A 20,447-nucleotide genomic window follows, 5' to 3' on the forward strand; every position below is an offset into this window, starting at 1 on the left:
TGCGGAGCGTCCCGGCGGGCGCTGCGCACGGCCGTCCGCGTCATGCGCCGCGCACGCGCGCGCGTACCTCCCCGATCAGCTCCCGCTGGTAGCCGGTGTAGGCGACGCGCAGTTCGGTGCCGGGCCAGTCGCCGGGCAGGAGTCCGGGCGGCAGCACAGGGTCGGCCAGCAGGTGCCGTACGACGGCGGCGAAGGCGGTCAGGCGGTCGGCGGGCCGGGAGGAGCCGGCGACGTGGGCGAGCAGGGCCCGGGCCGTGGCGGACCAGGCGTCCAGCGGCCACAGGGTTTCGGCCCATTCGCCTGGGGGCCGGTCGGGGCGGGCCGTGCAGCGCTGGACCACCTGGTCCAGATCGCCGGGAAGAGTGCGGGTGAGGTTGGCGGGACGGAGCCAGACACCCTCGCGGAGTTCGGCCAGCCGGAGGCCGGTCAGCCGGGCGCGCAGGTCGGCACGTTCGGCGGGCCCACGTCCCGTCGCGGTGATCACGACCATCTCCCAGTCGCCGTCCCACGCGCGCGTGCGGGGGTGCACGGCGTCGTCCTGGCGGCGCTGGCGTTCCAGCAGCCGGTCGCTGAGGCGGTAGCCGCCGGCCGTGCGCCGCAGGTCACCGGCGGCCACCATCCGGCTCAGCGCCGCCCGCAGCGTGGAGCCGCCGACGTCGAAGCCCTCGACGAGCGGCACCAGCTCCCTGACCGGCAGCTCGGGGGGATGCGCCCCGAGCAGCAGGCTCAGCACGACCGACCGCGCGGACAGCGGGCGCAGATCGAGCGCGCCGGACCGCGCCGGAACGTTCCTCGGCATGGTCACGTACTGTACGCGGCGGCTATCGATGTTGCAGTATTGCTGCGATCGCAGCCAAAGTGCAACACTCGGCATATGGTCTCGACACGCGACGGACAGCGGGCGCAGGGCGGACCCGCCACGCACGACGTCACCAACCAGGCCCCGCCCCTCTCCCCCTACGACGCCTCCGACGACACGGCCCTGCTGGAGGGCCTGCGGCGGGAGGGCGCCGGATGGGCCGAGGAGGACCTGCGGCGGCTCGGCCGGCAGGCCGGCAGCGTCCAGGCGCAGGAGTGGGCCGATCTCGCCAACCGCCATGAGCCGGAGCTGCGCACGCACGACCGGTACGGCAACCGTGTCGACGAGGTCGAGTTCCATCCCGGCTGGCACCACCTGATGCGCACGGCGGTCGCCGAAGGACTGGCCGCGTCGCCCTGGGCGGACGACCGGCCCGGCGCCCATGTCGTCAGGACCGCTGGCGGACTGGTCTGGGGGCACACGGAGGCCGGGCACGGCTGCCCCACGTCGATGACCTACGCGGCCGTCCCCGCGCTGCGCAGGCAGCCGGAGCTGGCGAAGCTCTACGAACCGCTGCTGACGAGCCGGGAGTACGACCCCGTCCTGCGGGAGCCCATGCAGAAGCGCGGGCTGCTGGCGGGCATGGGGATGACCGAGAAGCAGGGCGGCTCCGACGTCCGGACGAACACCACGACGGCCACACCGACGGCCGAATGCGGGGTGTACACGCTGCGCGGGCACAAGTGGTTCACCTCGGCGCCGATGTGCGACGTGTTCCTCGTGCTGGCGCAAGCCCCGGGCGGACTGTCGTGCTTCCTGGTACCGCGCGTGCTGCCCGACGGCACCCGCAACACCTTCCGGATCCAGCGGCTGAAGGACAAGCTGGGCAACCGGTCCAACGCCTCCTCCGAGCCCGAGTTCGACGGGACCGTGGCCTGGCTGGTCGGCCCCGAGGGGCAGGGCGTCAAGACCATCATCGAGATGGTCAACTGCACGCGGCTGGACTGCGTGATGATGTCGGCGGCGCTGATGCGCAAGTCCCTCGTCGAGGCGGGGCATCATGCGCGCCACCGCAGGGCGTTCGGCGCACGGCTCGTGGACCAGCCGCTGATGCGCAACGTTCTCGCCGATCTGGCGCTGGAGTCCGAGGCCGCCACGACGCTCACCCTGCGGCTGGCCGGGGCGGCCGACCGGGCGATCCGCGGAGACGATGTGGACGGGGGCGAGGCCGCGTTCCGCCGGATCGCGACCGCCGTCGGCAAGTACTGGGTGACCAAACGGGGTCCGGCCTTCACCGCGGAGGCCCTGGAGTGCCTCGGCGGCAACGGCTACGTCGAGGACTCGGGCATGCCCCGGCACTACCGCGAGGCTCCCCTGCTGTCGATCTGGGAGGGCTCGGGAAACGTCAACGCCCTCGACGTGCTGCGGGCGCTGAGCCGCGAAGCGGACACCGCCGAGGCCCTGTTCGGCGAGCTCGCCCTCGCCCGGGGCGCGGACGCCCGGCTGGACGCGGCCGTGACGCGGCTCAAGGCGGGGCTGTCCGAGGCGTCGCAGACGACGGCACGCCGTCTCGTGGAGCAGATGGCGCTGGCACTCCAGGCCTCCCTCCTCGTCCGACACGCCCCGCCGGCGATCGCCGACGCGTTCTGCGCGACGCGGCTCGGGGGTGACTGGGGGCACGCGTTCGGGACGCTGCCGCAGACGGCGGGCCTGGACACCATCGTGGAGCGGGCGCTGCCCGACGGGGGCCGAGGAGCCGGGTCGGGCTGACCGGCCTGAGCGGGCCGGCCCGCACCGGGTGGCGTGACCCGTCCTGGACGGCCGACTCGAACTCAAGCCATCGTGCGCACAGTTCGCGCACAGTCATCTCCCGACTCCGCTTCGTTGTCAGTGCCGTGGTGCAGACTCCCCGTCAGTTGGCACTTCGCCTGGGGAGGACAACGTGTTCAGGGGGATCGACGAGGTCGACTGGGCCTCGCTGCGCCATGCGTACGGCAGCGCGGAGGACGTGCCCGGATTACTGCGGGGACTGGCCTCCGCCGACCCGGCCGAGCGACAGACCGCGCTCGACGGGATGTACGGCGCCGTGCACCACCAGGGCGACGTGTACGACTCGACGCTCGCCTGTGTTCCGTTTCTCCTCGCGCTCGCCGTCAGCGAGGAGGTGCCGGACCGGGCGGGAGTGGTGGAACTCCTCGTCAGTATCGGCGACATCGGTGGTCCGGCCCACGATCTCGCGGCGAGAGCCCGTGCGGTCCTGCGCGCGCGTGCCGATGTCTTCGTCCGGCTGGCGGGGGACGCTGACGCCGGAGTGCGCCGGGCGGTGCCCGGGGCACTCGTGCGGTTCCTCGACCGACCGTCGCGGGTGCTCGCCCTGTTGCGGGAGCGGCTCACCGCGGAGCGGGACGACCCGGTCCTGCTCGCGCTGGCGGAGAGCCTCGGCCTGTTCGTGCAGCGGTACCGCCTGACCGACGCCGTCCACGCCGCCGAGGCGGTGCGCCTGCTGACCGAGCTGAGCGAGCCCCCTTACGGACCCGGTCTCCGGCTCGCCGCACTCGGCCAGCTCGCGGGATGTGCCCCGGAGTTGCTCCCCGCCGGCCTCGTGCCGACCGTCGTCCGCCTGCTCAGGGACAGATCCGGGCAGCGGACCGGGACGGTCCACCCGTACGACGGTCCGGGCCCGGACACGCTCGCCGGCCGGCTGCGGCGTCTGCGCCCCTCGGACGAGGAGGGCTCCCGGCTGCTGCGGACCCTGCACTGCGCGCTCGGCGACCGGGTGGCCGACCGGGTCGCCCTGCTGTGCGGGCAGTTGACCAGCCCGGACCCCCTCGACCGGTGCAACGGCGTGTGGATGGCGGCCGGGCTGCTGCGCGAGTGGCGTAGCGGCCACACGGAGCCGGTCACCCTGATCGGAAATCAACTGGGCGCGGCGGAGGGGGGGTTGCACGACGCGGCGGTCACCGTCCTGGCGGAGCTCTTCGAGCTGGCCGCGCCCGCCGCGGACCATCTCCACGCGCTGGTGACGTACCGTCCCGAGGTTCGGGTACGGCATGGGGAGCGGGGTGCGCCGTCCTTGGGCGGTCCGCTCAAGGCACTGGCAAGGGCCGGGGACGCGCGAGCCGTGCCGGTGCTGGCCGAGGTGCTGGCGGGCCCGGTCGTCCCGAACGACCTGGGGCTGGTGATACCCCACCTGGGCCGCGCGGCCGTGCCGCTCGCTCCCGCGCTGCGGCGACGGCTCGCCCGCGTGCCGCTCGACGCGTCCGATACGCACGAGCGGGCCGTTCCCCTGCTGTCGGCCCTCGCCGCACTGGGCGATGCCGAATCCGTACCGGCGGTGTCGCGTCTGCTGCGCGGCATGCCGGACGGCTTGCGGCGGCGCGACGCCGTCGCGGAAGCGGCGGTTCGCGCCCTCGGGGCGTCAGGCAGCGCCGCGCACGAGGCGATACCGGATCTGCGCGGGTTGCTGGAGACCGACTGCGCGGTCGCGGCGGCGGACGCGCTGTGGTCGGTCACGGGCGATGCGGATGCCGTGCTGCCCGTGCTGGTCAGGGAGTTGACGGTCCCCGGGAGCGGTCGGCGGCGCCGCGCGGCTGCCGTACTGGGGCGGCTGGGGCCGGCGGCCCGTCCCGCCCTGCCGGGGCTGCGCGGGATGGCCGGCTCCGGTGACGCGTGGGAGCGGGCCACGGCCGCGGGCGCGGTGTGGCGGACAGCCGGGGAACCGGAACAGTGCCTTTCCGTCCTCCGCGGCGCGTGGGTGGAGCACCCGCACACGCGCCGGACGATCGCCGGATGCGTCGCGGCCCTGGGTCCGGCGGGAACACCTCTGCACGACCTGCTCCGAGCGGAGCTGGCCGCTCCCCGACGGCATCGGACGGACCGCGGCGGCTACGGCATACACGAGGATTTGGAGCTGCTGCGGGTGTGCCGGGAGGCGCTGACCGGGGAGGGGCACCACCGGTAGGGCGTCACCCGGCCGTACGCCGCCACATCGGGCCGAAGCGGGACCATTCGGTGTCCCACCGGTCGATGCGGCGACGCTCCAGGCGGCTGCGGAGGGCGCGGCCGGCGACCAGGGGTACGGCCGCGGCGCAGAGGCCCGCCACGGCGCCGATCAGGAAGGCCCGGACGCGGGCCTGGGGCGCGGTGACGGGCCGGGTGACCTGGCGACCCTCGGGGTCCGTCCACACCGTGACCCGGGTCCCGGCGGCGCTGCCCGGCGGGACCCGCAACTGTCCGGAGTGCGCGGAACCGTCCGCGGCGGTCCACCGTGCCGTCGCCCACACCTGCTCGGCGCGGGACACGGGGGTGTTCTCGGAGGCGGTTCCTGGGGCCCGCTCGGCGAGCCGTGCCACGACGGGACGCCATTCGACGCGCTCCCTGGCCAGCGCGTCCTCGACGGACCCGCTCACCGTCGTCCCGGCCAGCACCCCGGCGAGCACGGTGAGCGTCCACACGCCCAGGACGACCCAGGCCTCCACCCTGTCGGCGCGGCGCTTGAGCGGATTGCGCCGCCAGCGCCACAGCCACACCCTCGGACCACGTAACGCCATCGAAGGCCTCCTCCTCACGAGCCCACGACCATCCCGCCGCTCTCCCCATACGGACGGCGGCGCCCGGCTGCTCACGGCACGCCTCCGGCGTGACGGTCCGAACGGGTCCCGGCCTGCGCGAGCGGCGTCCGGGAACGGCCCGCAAGACGGCGTGACCGCGCGCCCGACACCCCTCTGACCTGCGGCGGAGCAGGTTCCGGGGGTGACTGTCAGTGGTCGGGTGCAAACTGGCCGGTGTCTGGGACGAAGGCGTCGACGACGACGCCGCGGAGGTGATCGGCATGACCGAGGTACTGCTCGCCGTGGGCACGCGCAAAGGCCTGTTCATCGGGCGCCGGCGAGGTGGTGGCGCCTGGGAGTTCGACGAGAGCCCCTACTTCAACGCGCAGGCCGTGTACTCGGTCGCCATCGACACCCGGGCCGCGACCCCGCGGCTCCTGGCCGGCGGTGACAGCGCGCACTGGGGCCCGTCCGTGTTCCACTCCGACGATCTCGGCCGGACCTGGACCGAACCGGCCCGGCCTGCCGTCAAGTTCCCCAAGGACACCGGGGCTTCCCTGGAGCGGGTGTGGCAGCTGCACCCGGCCGCCGCCGAGCCGGACGTGGTGTACGCGGGCACCGAACCGGCCGCGCTGTACCGCTCGGAGGACCGCGGGGAGACGTTCGAGCTGATCCGGCCCCTGTGGGAGCACCCGACGAGGTCGAAGTGGGTGCCGGGCGGCGGCGGTGAGGGCCTGCACACCGTGCTCACCGACGCGCGCGACCCGCAGGCCGTGACGGTCGCCGTCTCGACCGCCGGCGTGTTCCGCACGCTGGACGGCGGGGCGAGCTGGGCGCCCTCCAACTCGGGTGTCTCCGCGGTGTTCCTGCCCGACCCGAACCCGGAGTTCGGCCAGTGCGTGCACAAGGTCACGCGGGACGGGGCGACCCCGGACCGGCTGTATCTGCAGAACCACTGGGGGGTGTACCGCAGCGACGACGCGGGCGCCCACTGGACGGACATCGGCGAGGGCCTGCCGTCCACCTTCGGCTTCGCGGCGACGGCGCATCCGCACAGAGGCGACACGGCGTACGTGTTCCCGATCAACGCCGACGCCGACCGGGTCCCGGCCGACCACCGGTGCCGGGTCTACCGGACGGCGGACGCGGGCAAGAGCTGGGAGCCGCTCTCCGCGGGCCTGCCCCAGGAGGACCACTACGGCACGGTGCTGCGGGACGCGATGTGCACCGACGACGCCGATCCGGCGGGCGTCTACTTCGGCAACCGCAACGGCGAGGTGTTCGCGTCGGCGGACGACGGCGACAGCTGGAGGCAGCTCGCCTCACATCTGCCGGACGTGCTGTGCGTGCGGGCCGCGGTCGTCGGCTGAGAGACGACCGCCCACCGCTTTACCTACGTTGAAGGAGGCCCCGAGTCGGGGCCTCCTTCATGTTCGGCCACTCGCACGCCCCCTCCGGCCGGTGGCCCCCGCTGATCACATCACGGCAGGTCAGTCGCCTCATGTCCACGTGACGAGGTCGAGCACTCCGGGTGCCGTCGGGCCTCTCCCTGCCCGAACTTTGCCAATCGAGGATTTACAACGTTTACCGAAGCGCCATATCAATGCCTCCGACGCACTGCCGATCCGGCGGCGTCGTGCACATCCACCTCGATGGCATGGGGCGGCACGGGACGTCCGCGCCCGACAGAGGAGAAGTCGTGGATTCGACCAACTGGGCCCTGCGTACGCGCAGGACCACGCAGGTGGCCTGCGCCGCCGCCGTGCTGGGCCTCGCGCTGAGCGGCTGCGCCGGGCAGGGAGCCGCCCACAGCGACGGCGGTTCGGCCAAGGCCGGCGGCACGGTGACCCTGAAGTTCTGGAACGGCCTGACCGGCGGCGACCGTCCGACGGTCGAGAAGCTGGTCTCCGAGTTCAACGCCTCCCACAAGGGCATCAAGGTCCAGTCGGACCCGATGCCGTGGGACGTCTTCTACCAGAAGCTGCTGACCAGCGTGAGCTCCGGCAGCGGCCCGGACATCGTCGCCATGGACCCGGGCCAGATTCCGAAGTACGCCCACAACGGCGTGTTGCAGCCGGTCGACGACTTCTACGCCGGGGACAAGGCCGTCGCCTCCAAGCTCGTGCCGGCAGCCACGCAGGCGTCGACGTTCGGCGGCAAGAACTACGGCGTGCCGACGGAGACGGCGCCGCTGCTGCTGTACTGGAACAAGGCCCTGTTCAAGAAGGCGGGCCTGGACCCGGACAAGCCGCCGGCCACCTGGTCGCAGTTCGAACAGGACGCGACCGCGCTGACCAAGGACCGCAACGGCGACGGCAAGCCCGACACCTACGCGCTCGCGCTGGCCGACCACGAGACCATCCCGATGTACCCCGTGCTGATGTGGCAGGGCGGCGGCGGGGTGGTGAGCCAGGACGGCAAGCGCGCGATGCTGGACGACCCGGCGACGGTGGCGGCCGTCAAGCACTGGGTGAGCCTGGTCCGTGACCAGAAGATCTCCCCCATCGGCCTGGGCGGCGCGGACGCGGACAAGCTCTTCCAGACGCAGAAGGCCGCGATGGAGATCGTGGGCCCCTGGGACACCACCACGTTCACCCAGTCGCACGTCGACTACGGGGTGACCATGCCCTTCGCCGGACCGAAGGCCCAGGTCACCTCCGCCGGCGTCACCTCGTTCGCCCTGACCTCCACCGACCCGGCGGTCAAGAAGGCGGCCTACACCTTCTTCTCCTGGTGGAACAGCAAGCCCTCCCAGATCACGCTGGCCAAGGGCACGGGCTTCCCGGTCAACCGCACGGACGTGACCGCGGCCGACCTCAAGGGCTACCCGTACCCGATCGCCTTCGGCTCCCCGAAGGTGCTCCAGAACTCCCGGCCGTTCCTGGCGGGTCTGATCAATGGGCCCGTGATCCAGGACCAGATCTTCTACCCCGCCCTGCAGCGCATCCTCAACGGCAAGGGCAGCGCCGAAGCGGTGCTGAAGCAGGCCAACGCCGCTGTGCAGAAGGAACTTGCGACCAAGTAGACCGCTGGTGGAGCCGGACAGGATCCCCTCCCGGCTCCGCCCGCCTCGGCGTCCATGAGGTGAACGATGTCCCTGCAGATCACGTCGCGACCGCCGGCCGCACGCGCCGACCGCTGGTCGCGACACGGCGGACGGCCACGGACCCGGCTGTCCTACCGCGGCCGTCAGGCCCGTGCGGCCTGGCTGTTCCTCACCCCGAGCCTGATGATCCTCACCGTCTTCGTGGTGTGGCCGATGTTCCAGGCCGGCTACCTGTCCTTCACGAGCTACAACCTGGTGCAGGCCGCACAGTGGGTGGGGCTCGACAACTACCGCCACATGCTGCACGACCCGCAGGTCTGGAACGCCTTGCGGAACACCCTGGTCTACGCGGCGGTCAGCACACCGATCAGTGTCCTGCTCGCCCTGGCGCTCGCCCTGTTCCTCAACCGGGCCATGGTGCTGCGGGGCTTCCTGCGCTCGGCGGTCTTCCTGCCGTTCGTGGTGTCCCTGGGAGTCGTCTCCATCGCCTGGTCGTTCCTGCTCGACCCGAACATCGGGCTGCTGAGCGACTGGCTGTCGCACCTCGGCATCACCACCCAGCAGGGGTACCTCCAGGATCCGTCGACCGCCATGGCCGCCGTCATCGCGGTCGGCGTCTGGAAGAACGTCGGCTTCTACATGATCATGTACCTGGCCGGATTGCAGTCCATACCCGGCGAGTTGTACGACGCGGCGCGCGCCGACGGAGCGAACGCCTGGCAGCGCCTGCGCAACGTCACCTGGCCGCTGCTGGCCAACCAGACGATGCTCATCACGATCATGGCGGCGATCGGCACGCTCCAGGCCTTCGACCAGATCTACGTGATGACCCACGGCGGTCCGTTCTTCCAGACCGAGACACTGGTGATGTTCACCTACCGCATCGGGTTCGAGAACAACCAGTTCGGCTACGCGGCGGCCGTCTCCTGGGTGCTGCTCCTGCTGGTCTTCGCGCTGTCGATGATCCAGTTCACGTACTTCCGCAAGCGAGTGGTGACGTTCTGATGGCAACGACTGTCGACATCAACGGCGTTCGGCCCGGCCACCTGCACGACCGGCGCACCCTCACCCTGGCCAGGACCTGGCGCGTGGCCACCGTCGTCGCCGCGGTCGCGATCGCCTTCGCCGTCCTGCTGCCCGTCATCTGGATGCTCTTCGCCTCCTTCCGCCCCGAGCAGGACATCGTCACCAACCCGCCGACGCTCTTCCCGCGCGCGCTGACCCTGGCCAACTACCGGGAGATCTGGCACGCGATCCCGTTCGCGGAGCTGTACCGCAACACGATCGTCTTCGCCGGATCGGTCACCGTGATCTCGTTGTGCTTCGACTCCATGGCCGCGTACGCGCTGGCCCGCCTGGAGTTCAAGGGCCGCAACGCCGTCTTCGTCGTCATCCTCGTGATGCTGATGCTGCCGTTCCAGATCACCTTGGTGCCGCTGTACGACCTGCTGAACAACCTGCACCTGGTGAACACCTTCACCGGCATGATCGTGCCCCGGGCGACCAACGCGTTCGGCATCTTCTTCATGCGGCAGTTCTTCCTCTCGCTGCCCCGGGACATGGAGGAGGCCGCCCGTATCGACGGCGCCTCGGAATGGCGCATCTACTGGCAGGTGATCCTGCCGCTGGCCCGACCGGCACTGCTGACCCTCGGCCTGTTCCACTTCCAGTACAACTGGAACGACCTGCTGTGGCCGCTGATCATGACGTCGGACAACAGCCATGCCACCATCCCCGCCGGCCTGTCCCTGTTCATGGGCCAGCACGTCACCCAGTACGGCATGCTGATGGCCGGGGCCGTGCTCTCCCTCCTCCCGGTGATCCTCATGTTCCTGCTCATCCAGCGCAGTTTCGTGCAGGGCATCGCGACCACCGGCATCAAATGACCCCCGAGGACACCGCCTTGACCCCCTGGTTCCACAGCGACCGGCTGCATTTCGCCGTCGGTATCGAGAACACCTTCGTCCCGCAGGAGGACGTGGGCCGTCGCAGGCTCGACGAGTACGAACTGACGCAGCACTACCACCAGTGGCGGGACGATCTGATCCTGGCGAAGGACGCCGGCGCCGACATGATCCGCTGGGGCATCCCCTGGTACCTGCTCGAACCGGCCCCCGGCCGCTTCGACTTCACGTGGACCGACCGCGTCGTGGAGCACCTGGACCGGCTCGGCCTGCGCTGCGTGGTGGACCTGATGCACTACGGCACCCCGCTGTGGCTGGACAACCAGTTCCTGAACCACCGCTACCCGGAGGCCGTCGCGGCCTACGCGGGCGCGGTCGCCGAGCGCTACGCCGGTTCGCTGGACATCTGGACGCCGCTGAACGAACCGGTCGTCAACGCCGTCTACTGCGGCGAACGGGGCACGTGGCCACCGTATCTGCGGGGTGACGACGGATTCGTCAAGATCCTGACGCAGCTGGCCCGCGGCATGGTCCTCACCCAGCGGCGCATCACCGAGGTGCAGCCGTCGGCCACCTTCGTCCATGTCGACGCCGGGTTCCGCTGGACCGGCACGTGGCCGCCCGGAGAACGCGAACATCTGGAGGAACGCCGCTTCCTCGGCCTGGACCTCGTCCTCGGCCGGGTGGACGAAGCGCACCCGATGCGGCACCACCTCGCCGCCAACGGGGTCACCGACGCGGAACTGGACTGGTTCACCGCCAACGCCGTCACTCCGGACGTCATCGGCGTCAACTACTACCCCGCCTTCACCACCGCCGAGCGCGACGCCGGCACCGGAGCCGTGCGGTCCGCCGAGGCGGGAACCGCGGGTCTCACGGACCTGTTGCACCGCTACGCCGAACGCTACGAGCAGCCGCTCTTCCTGACCGAGACCAGCCGGGGCGGACCGGTGGACGAACGGCTCGCGTGGCTGGAGGAGAGCGTCGACACCGTCGTGCGGCTGCGTGCCGAGGGCATGCCGCTGGTCGGCTACACCTGGTTCCCGTTCTTCGCCCTCGTCGATTGGCTCTACCGCGAGTCGGCGGAACCGGTGGACCGCTGGCTGGTGCAGATGGGGCTGTACGACCTGGAGCGTGACGCGGGCTCGGTCCTGCGGCGCCGGGCCACCGGCCTGGTCGACCGGTTCCGTGCCCTGGCGGCGGGCACGACACACACATCTCAGGAGCGAGGACAGTGTCAGGAGCGAGGACAGTGAACACACATGCCGTGGCGGACGACGGCCTCCACCCCCGGCCCCAGCTGCGCCGGGCCGGGTGGACCGATCTCTGCGGCCCGTGGGGCTTCGCCCACGACGACGCCGACGAGGGGCGGGACGCCGGCTGGCACCGCGATCCCGCGCCGTTCGACCGCACCATCACCGTCCCGTTCCCCCCGGAGTCCCCCGCCTCGGGCATCCGCGACACCGCGCACCACCCCGTCGTCTGGTACCGCCGGACGCTGCGGCTGCCGGCCGGTGAGGTCTCCGGTCGCCGTGCTCTGCTGCACTTCGGTGCCGTCGACTACCGGGCGTCGGTGTGGGTGGACGGCACCCACGTGGGCGACCACGAGGGCGGCATGACCCCGTTCGTCTTCGACGTGACCGCCGCGCTGACGCCCGGCCAGGACGAGCACACCGTCGTCGTGCGCGCCGAGGACCTGCCGTGGGACGCCGCCCAGCCGCGCGGCAAACAGGACTGGCAGGACAGCCCACACGTCATCTGGTATCACCGAACGACGGGCATCTGGCAGCCCGTCTGGCTGGAGCTCGTCTCCCGGACACATGTCGCGGAGCTGTGCTGGACCGCCGACATCGCCGGCGCGTCGGTCCGGCTGGACGCGGTCCTGCGCGGCCCGGTCCGAAGGTCCGGCGACCGGCTGGTGGTGCGGGTCGGGCTGCGTCTGGGGACCGAGTTGCTCGCCGAGCAGTCCGCCCTCGTCACGGACGACCGCGTGGTGATGGACATCGCCGTCCCGGCCCTGCGCAACGGTCAGGACCTCGACCGGCTGCTGTGGTCGCCCGGGTCCCCCACCCTGGTCGACGCCGACGTCGCCTTGCTGATCCGCACGGCGGACGGCGTGGAGCACCCTGTGGACGAGGTCACCAGCTACCTGGGCATCCGCACCACGGGGACCGCCGACGGACGGTTCCTGCTCAACGGCCGTCCGTACTACCTGCGCATGGTTCTGGAGCAGGGCTACTGGCCGGAGTCGCACCTGGCGGCTCCGAGCGCCGGGGCGCTGCGCCGCGAGGTCGAGCTGATCAAGGAACTCGGTTTCAACGGCGCCCGGGTCCACCAGAAGGTGGAGGACCCCCGCTTCCTCTACTGGTGCGACCGGCTCGGTCTGCTGGTCTGGGGCGAGATGGCCGGCGCGTTCGCGTTCGACGCGGAGGCGGTGCGCCGGCTGACGACCGAGTGGATGGACGTGGTACGCCGGGACCGCAGCCACCCCTCGGTGGTGACCTGGGTGCCGTTCAACGAGAGCTGGGGGGTGCAGGACATCGCCGACTCGCCCGCCCAGCGGGCCTTCGTCGAGGGCGTCGTGCACCTGACCCGTGCCCTCGATCCGTCGCGGCCCGTCATTTCCAACGACGGCTGGGAGATGCCCGACAGCGACATGTGGACCATCCACGACTACGCCGGTTCCGGGAAGGAGCTGCGGGACCGTTACGGCTCGGCAGCCGCCGTCGAGGCGATGCTCACCGACGCTCGTCCGGGCGGCCGCCGGGTCGTGCTCCACCCCGACGCCCGGGATCCGCGCGGCGGGCGCCCGGTACTGCTCACCGAGTTCGGTGGGCTCAGCTACCGCCCCGAGGGCGAGGAGTGGTTCGGCTACTCGACGGTGACGTCACCGGACGAACTGCGCAGCCGGCTCGGTGAACTCTTCCGTGCGGTGACGGACTCCCCGGAACTGGCGGGGTTCTGCTACACCCAACTCACCGACACGGAACAGGAGACCAACGGCCTGCTCACCGCCGGGCGGGAGGCGAAGGTGCCGGTCGCGGAGATCCGCCGCATGGTCGGGCGCCCCTCGGCCGCCATGCCCACCGAGGCCCTCGACCGGCACCGGCAGGAGGTGGAGGAGGCTCAAGGCTGACCGGGGTCGCAGCGACAACGTTGTAGGATGCTGCTCCTCCTTCGCAGGCTCAAGGAGCGCAACAGCCGGGGCGAGCCGCGGAGTGCCCCCTTCGGATAAGGACAGTCGGTCATGGGGGTTCGCCTCAAGGACGTCGCCGAGCATGCGGGCGTGTCCATCAAGACGGTTTCCAACGTCGTACGGGGCGAAGCACATGTGTCGGACGCCACGCGCGAGCGGGTCCTCCGGTCCATCGCCGAGCTCGGCTACCGGCCGCACGCCTCCGCCCGCCACCTCAGGACGGGGCGCAGTGGCATCCTGGCGCTGGCGGTGCCGGACCTCGCGGCTCCCTACTTCGCCGAACTGGCCGCGGCGGTGATCGCCGCGGCCAAGGACCTCTCGAGCACGGTTCTGATCGAGGAGACCGGCGGGGACCCGGAGGAGGAGCTGCGGATCGCCTGCGGGCTCGGGTCCTCACTCATCGACGGTGTACTGCTCAGCCCTCTCCGCCTCGACCAGGAAGCCCTGGCCTCCCGTCCGCGCCGGATGCCCCTGGTCCTTCTCGGCGAGCGGGACTACGGCCTTCCGGTCGATCACGTGCTGATCGACAACGTCGCCGCGGCCAGGGAGGTCACCGCTCACCTGCTCTCCCTCGGCCACACCCGCGTCGCGGCGATCGGCGCCCAGCACGGCCCGGCCTCCGCCACCGCCCACCAGCGCGTGCGCGGCTACCAGGAGGCCCTGTACCGCGCCGGTGTTCCTTACGACCCCGCCCTGATGTGCGAGGTCTCGGCCTACCGGCTCGCCGACGGCGTGCGGGCGATGCGGTCGTTGCTGGAGCTGCCCGAGCCACCGGAAGCGGTGTTCTGCTTCAACGATCTGCTGGCGGCCGGGGCCCTGCGGGCGGCGGCCGACCACGGTCTGAGCGTGCCACGGGACGTGGCGGTCGCCGGGTTCGACGACATCGAGCTCTCCCAGTACTCGGTGCCCTCCCTGACCACCGTGGCACCCGACAAGGCCGAACTCGCCCGGCTGGCCGTCACCGCGCTGCTGCGCCGGATAGAGGACACCGAGCAGGCGCCTCCCGCCGTGCTCTACGCCGGGCACCGGCTCGTCGTGCGGGAGAGCAGCGGCGCACGGGGCACCGCGCGGCCCTGACCCCGGGCGCCGGTTCCCGGTCTACGGCAGTCGCCAGTCGACCGGCTGGCCGCCCAGTTGCATCAGCAGATCGTTGGCCCGGCTGAACGGGCGCGAGCCGAAGAAGCCGCGGTCGGCCGACATCGGCGAGGGGTGGGCGGACTCGATCGCCGGGAGATCCCCCAGCAGCGGCCGGAGGTTGCGCGCGTCACGCCCCCACAGGATCGACACCAGCGGCTTGCCGCGCGCGGCCAGCGCCCGGATCGCCTGTTCGGTGACCTCTTCCCAGCCCTTGCCCCGGTGTGCGCCGGGGCTGCGCGGCGCCGTGGTGAGCGCCCTGTTGAGCAGGAGGACGCCCTGCCGGGTCCACGGCGTCAGGTCCCCGTTGGACGGCCTGGGCAGCCCCAGATCGGAGTGCATCTCGCGGAAGATGTTCTCCAGGCTGCCCGGCAGCGAACGCACCTCGGGCGCCACCGCGAAGCTCAGGCCGATGGCCATGCCCGGTGTGGGGTAGGGATCCTGGCCGACGATCAGGACCCGTACGTCGTCGAAGGGCTGCTGGAAGGCCCGCAGGACATGCGCCCCGGCCGGGAGATAGGTCCGGCCCGCCGCTATCTCGGCCCGGAGGAAATCCCCCATGGCCGCGATGCGTTCGGCTGCGGGTTCCAGGGCCTTCGCCCAGCCCGCTTCGACAAGTTCGTGCAACGGTCGTGGTGCCACGCCGCGTCACTCTACTGGCACATGCCGGGGTTCCGCGCCGGCCGCGGATCACGGCCCGGAGGTGCGGCCCCGCCGCTACTCTTCCTCCCCGTCGAGGTTTTCGGCCCCGCTGTGCGACGTGCGCGTCCGGGCCGCCGGGAAGGAGGGGATCGTGTCGCGTCCCGTGGACCGCGGGTTCCTCGCCGTGGACTCCGGCGGATCCGGACTCCGGGTGGTGGTGGGAACCGCCGAGCGCGGACCACTCGCCCGGCGGGCGTCCGGCGAGCCGGTCCGCACGGGTGACAGGGGTATCGATCCCGAGCACTTCATGATGCAACTCGTCCCGCTGGTGCGGGCGTTGACCGACGAGACCGGGCCGATGCCGTTGACGGCCGCCGTCGTGGGGGCGGCCGGGCTCGCCTCCCTGGGCGACGGGCTGCGCGCCGAACTGCCGGGTGCCCTGGCCCGGGAGTGGGGTGTCGACAGGGTCGCACTGGCCGCCGACGCCGTGACCGGGTACGTGGGTGCGCTCGGGCCACGCCCCGGTGCCGTGATCGCCGGCGGTACGGGGCTGATCGCGATCGGCACCGACCTCACCTGCTGGCGGCGTGCGGACGGCTGGGGGCATCTGCTCGGCGACTGCGGGGGCGGCGCCTGGATCGGGCGGGCCGGGCTCGAAGCCGCGCTGCGCGCCCATGACGGGCGCCAGGACGGCTCAGCCCGGCTGCTGGCCTGCGCCGAGGAGGTGTTCGGGCCCGCCGCCGGGCTGCCCGGCGCGCTGTATCCCCGTCCCGACCGGCCGGCCGTCCTCGCCTCCTTCGCACCCCGCGTGGCGGCCTGCGCGGACGAGGATCGCGTCGCCGCGGGCATCCTTCGCGCCGCCGCCCGGCACATGGCCGACTCCGCCGCGGCCGTGTGCCCCTCCGGCGGTGAGCCGCACGTCGCCGTCACCGGCGGCCTGTTCAAGCTGGGCGACCCGCTGCTCGGGCCCTTGGACGAGGAATTGGCGCAGCGGCTGCCGCACGCGCGGCGGGTGCCGGCCGAGGGCGATCCGCTGGACGGCTCGGTGCGCCTCGCGGCCGAATTGAGCACCGGTTCGCTCACGCTGCCGGGTGACGAGAGGATGCTGTCCGTGACCACCCGGTCGGGCGATTGATCCGACCATAACCGGTCCGTACGTAACTCATCAGACAAAACAGGACGGATACCGCTCACCTGCACCCTCCCCGAACAGAGGAACCCAAGAAGCCAGTAACATGCGGCGCCATGAGTTCCCCCACTGGGCCCGCGGATGGCCTGCCCGTACGAATGCCGCGCCCCCGCCAGCCCGGACGCCACCGCCGTCCCGAGCCGCTGGTTGCTCCCGAGGGTGCGCCCGCGCTCGTCCTCGCCGTGCCGGGGACGCCCAGTAGCGCCACGCGCAGCCTCGCCGAGGAGGTCGTGAGCATCGCCCGCTCCGAGCTGCCCGGCCTCGACGCCCGGATCGGGTACCTCGACGGGGACAACGCGGAGTTCCCCTCGCTGCAGGCCGTGCTCGTGCACGCCGCCGAGGAGCGCACGGCCCGTTTCGAGCAGGCCCGCGCCGCCGGCATGGACGTCAAGACGCCCGACGGCCCCGTCGCCGTCGTCGTGCCGCTGCTCGCCGGCCCGGACAGCGCGCTGCTGCGCCAGGTCCGCCACGCCCTCATGGAGAGCCGTGTCGCCGCCGAGCTGACCGATGTCCTCGGCCCGCACCCGCTGCTCGCCGAGGCGCTGCACGTGCGGCTGTCCGAGGCAGGTCTGGCCCGTGCCGACCGCGCCCGGCTGTTCACCGTGGCGACCGCCGCGGACGGCATCATCCTGGCCTCCGTGGGCGGTGACGAGGCCGTGCAGGCGGCCGGGATCACCGGCATGCTGCTCGCCGCGCGCCTCGCCGTGCCGGTGATGGCGGCGGCCCTGGACCAGGAGGGCTCCATCGCGTCCGTCGCCGAGCAGCTGCGCTCCTCGGGCTCGCACCAGCTGGCGCTCGCGCCGTACCTGATCGGCCCGGAGATCGAGCAGGGCCTGGTCGAGGAGGCAGCCAAGGAAGCGGGCTGCTCCGCCGCCGAGTCTCTCGGCCCCTACCCGGCGATCGGCAAGCTGGCTCTGGCCAAGTACACGACGGCACTGGGCATCGCGCCGCCGCAGGCGCAGAGCGCGCCGGTCCGCTGACGCGCGTACCACCGGGAAAGGCCCGCTCCGGGTTCGGAGCGGGCCTTTCCTGTCGTAGAGCGGGTGTCCGGCGAGCCCTCACATTGCCGTCAGTCCAGGACCACACAGGATGCGGCCGTCACCCTGATCGAACCGGCGCGTCGTGGGACACCCGTGTGCGGGTCGGCGGCGAACCAGGTCACGTCGCCGGAGCGCTCGTTCGCGACGTACAGGAAGCCGCCGGAGACGGTGAGGGCGCGCGGCCAGTGGCCGCCGCAGGGCACCGTGGTGACGAGCCGCAGCTCCTCGCCCTCGACGGCGAGCACGGACAGGACGTCCTCGCCGCGGGTGGCGGTCCAGAGGAAGCGGCCGTCGGGCGAGGCGACGATGCCCGACGGGTAGGCGTCGCGCGCCGGTGCTCCGGGCAGGACCGGGGTCTCGGACAACGGCGTCAGGGCGCCTTCCGCCGCGTCCCAGCGGCAGACGGTCACGGAGGGGCTCAGTTCGTTGACGACGTAGGCGTGCGAGCCGTCCGGGTGGAAGGCCAGGTGGCGCGGCCCCGAGCCGGGGCGCAGGGCGGTCTCCCGGTGCAGGGTGAGGGCGCCGTCCGTGAGGGTGCACACCCGCACCGAGTCCGTACCGAGGTCCACGCTGACGGCCCAGCGGCCGCTCGGGTCGGGCTGTACATGGTGGGCGTGCGGCCCCTGCTGGCGGGGGGTGTGCGGCCCCGCGCCGGTGTGCCGGAGCACGCCGGAGGCGGATCGCGCGAGGGTGCCGTCGGGGCGGAGGGGGACCGCGGTGACGCTGCCGGAGCCGTAGTTGGCGGTCAGGAGGTGGCCGGCGTACAGACCGAGGTGGGTCGGACCGCTGCCGTCGACCGGCACGGGCCGCCCGGCCGGTTCGGGCTTGTCCCCGCTCACCCGGTACGCGGCCACCGCGCCGTCGGCCGTCTCACTGACCGCGTACAGCGTCTTCCCGTCGAGCGAGAGCGTCAGGCAGGAGGGGTCCGGGACGGCGTTCACACTGCTCAGCACGGTCAGCGCGCCGCTGCCCGGGTCGGTCTCCGCCGTCACGATCCCGGGGCCGCCGGCCGCCGTGAACGACCCGATGAACGCCCGCCGCCTGCCGTCCGCCACCGCTGTCCCCTCTCACCCGTGCCGCCCGGAAGGACCTCGCAGCCGATCATGCGCGGTCTAGACCAAGCGGTCAAGGGCGGGTCGCCCGGTCGGACCCGAGCCCGACGGGGTACGGCCGCGCCTGGAGCGGCGGCCCGGGCCGCCGCACAGGGCCCGGGCGGCCCGAGCCGACGCCAGGCCATCGGAGGGCGCCCTGTCAGCCATCCGCCGACTGTGAGCGACGCGGCCGCATCAAGCCGGCCAGTCGGCCGAAGCAGACACCAGCCCATCCGGAAACCGCCCCGCGCGCAAGGAGCCCCGACCCCACGTCGCAACCGGCAGGGCACGCGGACGGCGTCCCGTCAGGCGCCCACCAGCGGCGAGCCCGGCAGTGTGCGCAGGGGGCGGGCCAGTTCGGAGAGGGCTCGTTCCAGGCCGTGCAGGTGGGCCAGGGCGGGTTCGGCGTGGGGCAGCCCGTCCGCGTGGGTCGCGATGTCCCTGCCCTCGGTGAGGGCCTCGACGGCGGCCTCCACCCGTCGGCAGGCCGTGGCCAGACGGGCGTCGTGGGAGGCCTCGGGATCGGCCGCGACGGCGACCAGGCCGCGGATCTCCCGGGCGCAGTCGTCGAGGAGGGCGAGTACGTGCCGGGCCCGCCGTTTGCGGCCGAGCATCGGGTTCAGCGGGTGCACGAGCGGGGCGACCGAGAGCCGTACCCGGGCGAGGAGCTGCTCCAGCTCCGCCACGCGCGGGGCCGGGTCGGCGTCCGCCGCACCCGCCAGGCGCCGGGCGGTCTCGACGGCGCAGGCGTGCACGCAGCGCAGGGCCCGCCGGATCCAGGCGTCGGTGACGCTGTGGGTGGTGACGGGCAGGACGAGGATCACGGCCAGGGCGGCGCCGAGCGCCCCGACGCCGGTCTCGGCGAGGCGCAGGGCGAGCAGGCCCGGGCCGAGGACCCCGAGAAGGCCGTAGAGCAGTCCGGCGAGCAGGGTCACCCAGAGCATCATCCAGGTGTAGGACACGGCGGCGGTGTAGAAGATCCCGAAGACGCAGGCGGCGGCGAGCGCGGCCGTGACGGTCGGGTCGCCGTGCACGGGCACGGCGACGAACAGGCCGAGGGCGATGCCGATGACCGTGCCGAGGAGCCGCCGGAAGCCGCGGACCAGGGTCTCGCCGCGCGAGGTGGTGTTGACGAAGATCCACCAGGTGGCTCCGACGGCCCAGTACCAGCGCTGCCCCGACACCAGCTGGCCCACGACGAGGGCGAAGCCGGCTCCGGCGGTGGCCTGGATCGCCTGGCGGGTGGTCACGCGGGCCAGGCCGGTGCCGCCCGGCGGGGCGGGCACGGCGGGCACGGGCAGGCGGCGCTCGTAGCACCACAGGCCGAAGCGCACCACGGCGGCGGTGAGGACGGACAGCAGTACCGCGGCGTACAGCTGGGGCAGCTGATCGGTGGTGGCGTGCAGGAACTGCGCCACGAAGAAGGTCATGAAGGCGAACACGCCGAGGCTGTGGCCGCGCGGCCCCCAGCGGCGCGCGTACACGCCCGCGCCGACCACGGCGAGGAAGGTGAGGTCCCGGGCCACCGGGTGGTCGTGCAGCTCGGCCGCGGCGGTGAGCACGGGCAGGCCGACGGCGGGCAGCAGCGCGGTCGTGACCGCCTGGCCGCGCACTGTGGCGTCGGTGACGGTGAACAGGGCGAGCAGGGCGGCGAGACCGCCGGTGACGGCACCCGCGAGGGAGTGCCCGGCGAGACCGCACACGGCGACCGCGAGCGCGATGCCGAGCACGGCGCGGGTGGCGAACCGCAACCGCGTCCGCCCCGGATCCGGAGCCGTGAACACCCTCTTCAGCACCGCTTACCGCCCCTTTCGACACACCGGCCATGAGTACGCATGAAAAAGGCGCCGCGGGGT

The 20,447-nt window shown here is 72.5% G+C and carries 16 protein-coding genes; 11 read left to right on the forward strand and 5 right to left on the reverse strand.

Translation table 11 applies throughout. From position 1 onward, the window contains the following. Positions 1–40: 40 nt before the first annotated feature. The gene (locus ACIRDU_RS21710) at positions 41–799 is read right to left on the reverse strand and encodes a PaaX family transcriptional regulator C-terminal domain-containing protein (RefSeq protein WP_403581800.1); all 759 of its coding nucleotides are present in this window, start codon (positions 797–799) and stop codon (positions 41–43) included. Between the two features lie 75 nt (positions 800–874). Here ACIRDU_RS21710 and ACIRDU_RS21715 point away from each other — a divergent pair, with 75 nt between their 5' ends. Next, a complete protein-coding gene (locus ACIRDU_RS21715; RefSeq protein ID WP_403581802.1) occupies positions 875–2,569 on the forward strand; it encodes an acyl-CoA dehydrogenase family protein in 1,695 nt (564 codons plus the stop codon). A gap of 172 nt (positions 2,570–2,741) precedes the next feature. Next, a complete protein-coding gene (locus ACIRDU_RS21720; protein WP_403581804.1) occupies positions 2,742–4,760 on the forward strand; it encodes a HEAT repeat domain-containing protein in 2,019 nt (672 codons plus the stop codon). 4 nt (positions 4,761–4,764) lie between these two features. Here ACIRDU_RS21720 and ACIRDU_RS21725 read toward each other — a convergent pair whose 3' ends face one another. After that, positions 4,765–5,349 carry a hypothetical protein gene (locus ACIRDU_RS21725; protein ID WP_403581805.1) on the reverse strand — a complete coding sequence of 195 codons (585 nt, stop codon included), beginning with the start codon at positions 5,347–5,349 and terminating at the stop codon, positions 4,765–4,767. A 212-nt stretch (positions 5,350–5,561) separates the two neighbouring features. Here ACIRDU_RS21725 and ACIRDU_RS21730 point away from each other — a divergent pair, with 212 nt between their 5' ends. The 7 genes from ACIRDU_RS21730 to ACIRDU_RS21760 all read left to right on the forward strand — a co-directional run bounded on the left by ACIRDU_RS21730 (position 5,562) and on the right by ACIRDU_RS21760 (position 14,572). After that, positions 5,562–6,719, forward strand: a complete 1,158-nt coding sequence (locus tag ACIRDU_RS21730) for a WD40/YVTN/BNR-like repeat-containing protein (RefSeq protein ID WP_403581807.1) — start codon at positions 5,562–5,564, stop codon at positions 6,717–6,719. A gap of 329 nt (positions 6,720–7,048) precedes the next feature. Beyond that, positions 7,049–8,374, forward strand: a complete 1,326-nt coding sequence (locus ACIRDU_RS21735; RefSeq protein ID WP_403581809.1) for an ABC transporter substrate-binding protein — start codon at positions 7,049–7,051, stop codon at positions 8,372–8,374. Positions 8,375–8,440: 66 nt separating this feature from the next. After that, positions 8,441–9,400 (forward strand): carbohydrate ABC transporter permease, encoded by a 960-nt coding sequence (locus ACIRDU_RS21740; RefSeq protein WP_403581810.1) that lies wholly within the window; start codon positions 8,441–8,443, stop codon positions 9,398–9,400. Then, positions 9,400–10,281 (forward strand): carbohydrate ABC transporter permease, encoded by an 882-nt coding sequence (locus ACIRDU_RS21745; RefSeq protein ID WP_403581812.1) that lies wholly within the window; start codon positions 9,400–9,402, stop codon positions 10,279–10,281. Before ACIRDU_RS21740 ends, ACIRDU_RS21745 begins: the two co-directional genes overlap by 1 nt. After that, positions 10,278–11,555 (forward strand): family 1 glycosylhydrolase, encoded by a 1,278-nt coding sequence (locus ACIRDU_RS21750; RefSeq protein WP_403581813.1) that lies wholly within the window; start codon positions 10,278–10,280, stop codon positions 11,553–11,555. Before ACIRDU_RS21745 ends, ACIRDU_RS21750 begins: the two co-directional genes overlap by 4 nt. Beyond that, complete coding sequence (locus ACIRDU_RS21755) at positions 11,552–13,435, forward strand: sugar-binding domain-containing protein (RefSeq protein ID WP_403581815.1); 1,884 nt, start codon at positions 11,552–11,554, stop codon at positions 13,433–13,435. The genes ACIRDU_RS21750 and ACIRDU_RS21755 overlap by 4 nt, the downstream gene beginning before the upstream one ends. Positions 13,436–13,546: 111 nt before the next feature. Continuing rightward, entirely contained in the window at positions 13,547–14,572 is a 1,026-nt protein-coding gene (locus tag ACIRDU_RS21760) for a LacI family DNA-binding transcriptional regulator (RefSeq protein ID WP_403581816.1), read from the forward strand. Positions 14,573–14,593: 21 nt separating this feature from the next. On the opposite strand, the gene ACIRDU_RS21765 is transcribed toward ACIRDU_RS21760, so the two are convergent. Then, positions 14,594–15,271: a uracil-DNA glycosylase gene (locus ACIRDU_RS21765; protein ID WP_403581818.1), complete on the reverse strand. Its 678-nt coding sequence runs from the start codon at positions 15,269–15,271 to the stop codon at positions 14,594–14,596. A 163-nt stretch (positions 15,272–15,434) separates the two neighbouring features. Between ACIRDU_RS21765 and ACIRDU_RS21770 the strand changes: the two genes are divergently transcribed. Beyond that, a complete protein-coding gene (locus ACIRDU_RS21770; protein ID WP_403582211.1) occupies positions 15,435–16,406 on the forward strand; it encodes an N-acetylglucosamine kinase in 972 nt (323 codons plus the stop codon). Between the two features lie 110 nt (positions 16,407–16,516). Then, positions 16,517–17,440 carry a sirohydrochlorin chelatase gene (locus ACIRDU_RS21775; RefSeq protein WP_403581820.1) on the forward strand — a complete coding sequence of 308 codons (924 nt, stop codon included), beginning with the start codon at positions 16,517–16,519 and terminating at the stop codon, positions 17,438–17,440. An 89-nt stretch (positions 17,441–17,529) separates the two neighbouring features. Here ACIRDU_RS21775 and ACIRDU_RS21780 read toward each other — a convergent pair whose 3' ends face one another. Together ACIRDU_RS21780 and ACIRDU_RS21785 are read right to left on the reverse strand one after the other, a co-directional pair. Then, entirely contained in the window at positions 17,530–18,555 is a 1,026-nt protein-coding gene (locus ACIRDU_RS21780) for a lactonase family protein (protein ID WP_403581822.1), read from the reverse strand. 341 nt (positions 18,556–18,896) lie between these two features. Continuing rightward, positions 18,897–20,387 (reverse strand): FUSC family protein, encoded by a 1,491-nt coding sequence (locus tag ACIRDU_RS21785; protein ID WP_403581824.1) that lies wholly within the window; start codon positions 20,385–20,387, stop codon positions 18,897–18,899. Positions 20,388–20,447 lie beyond the last annotated feature (60 nt).

The sequence above is a fragment of the Streptomyces sp. NPDC093598 genome, assembly GCF_044764825.1.
Taxonomy (GTDB): domain Bacteria; phylum Actinomycetota; class Actinomycetes; order Streptomycetales; family Streptomycetaceae; genus Streptomyces.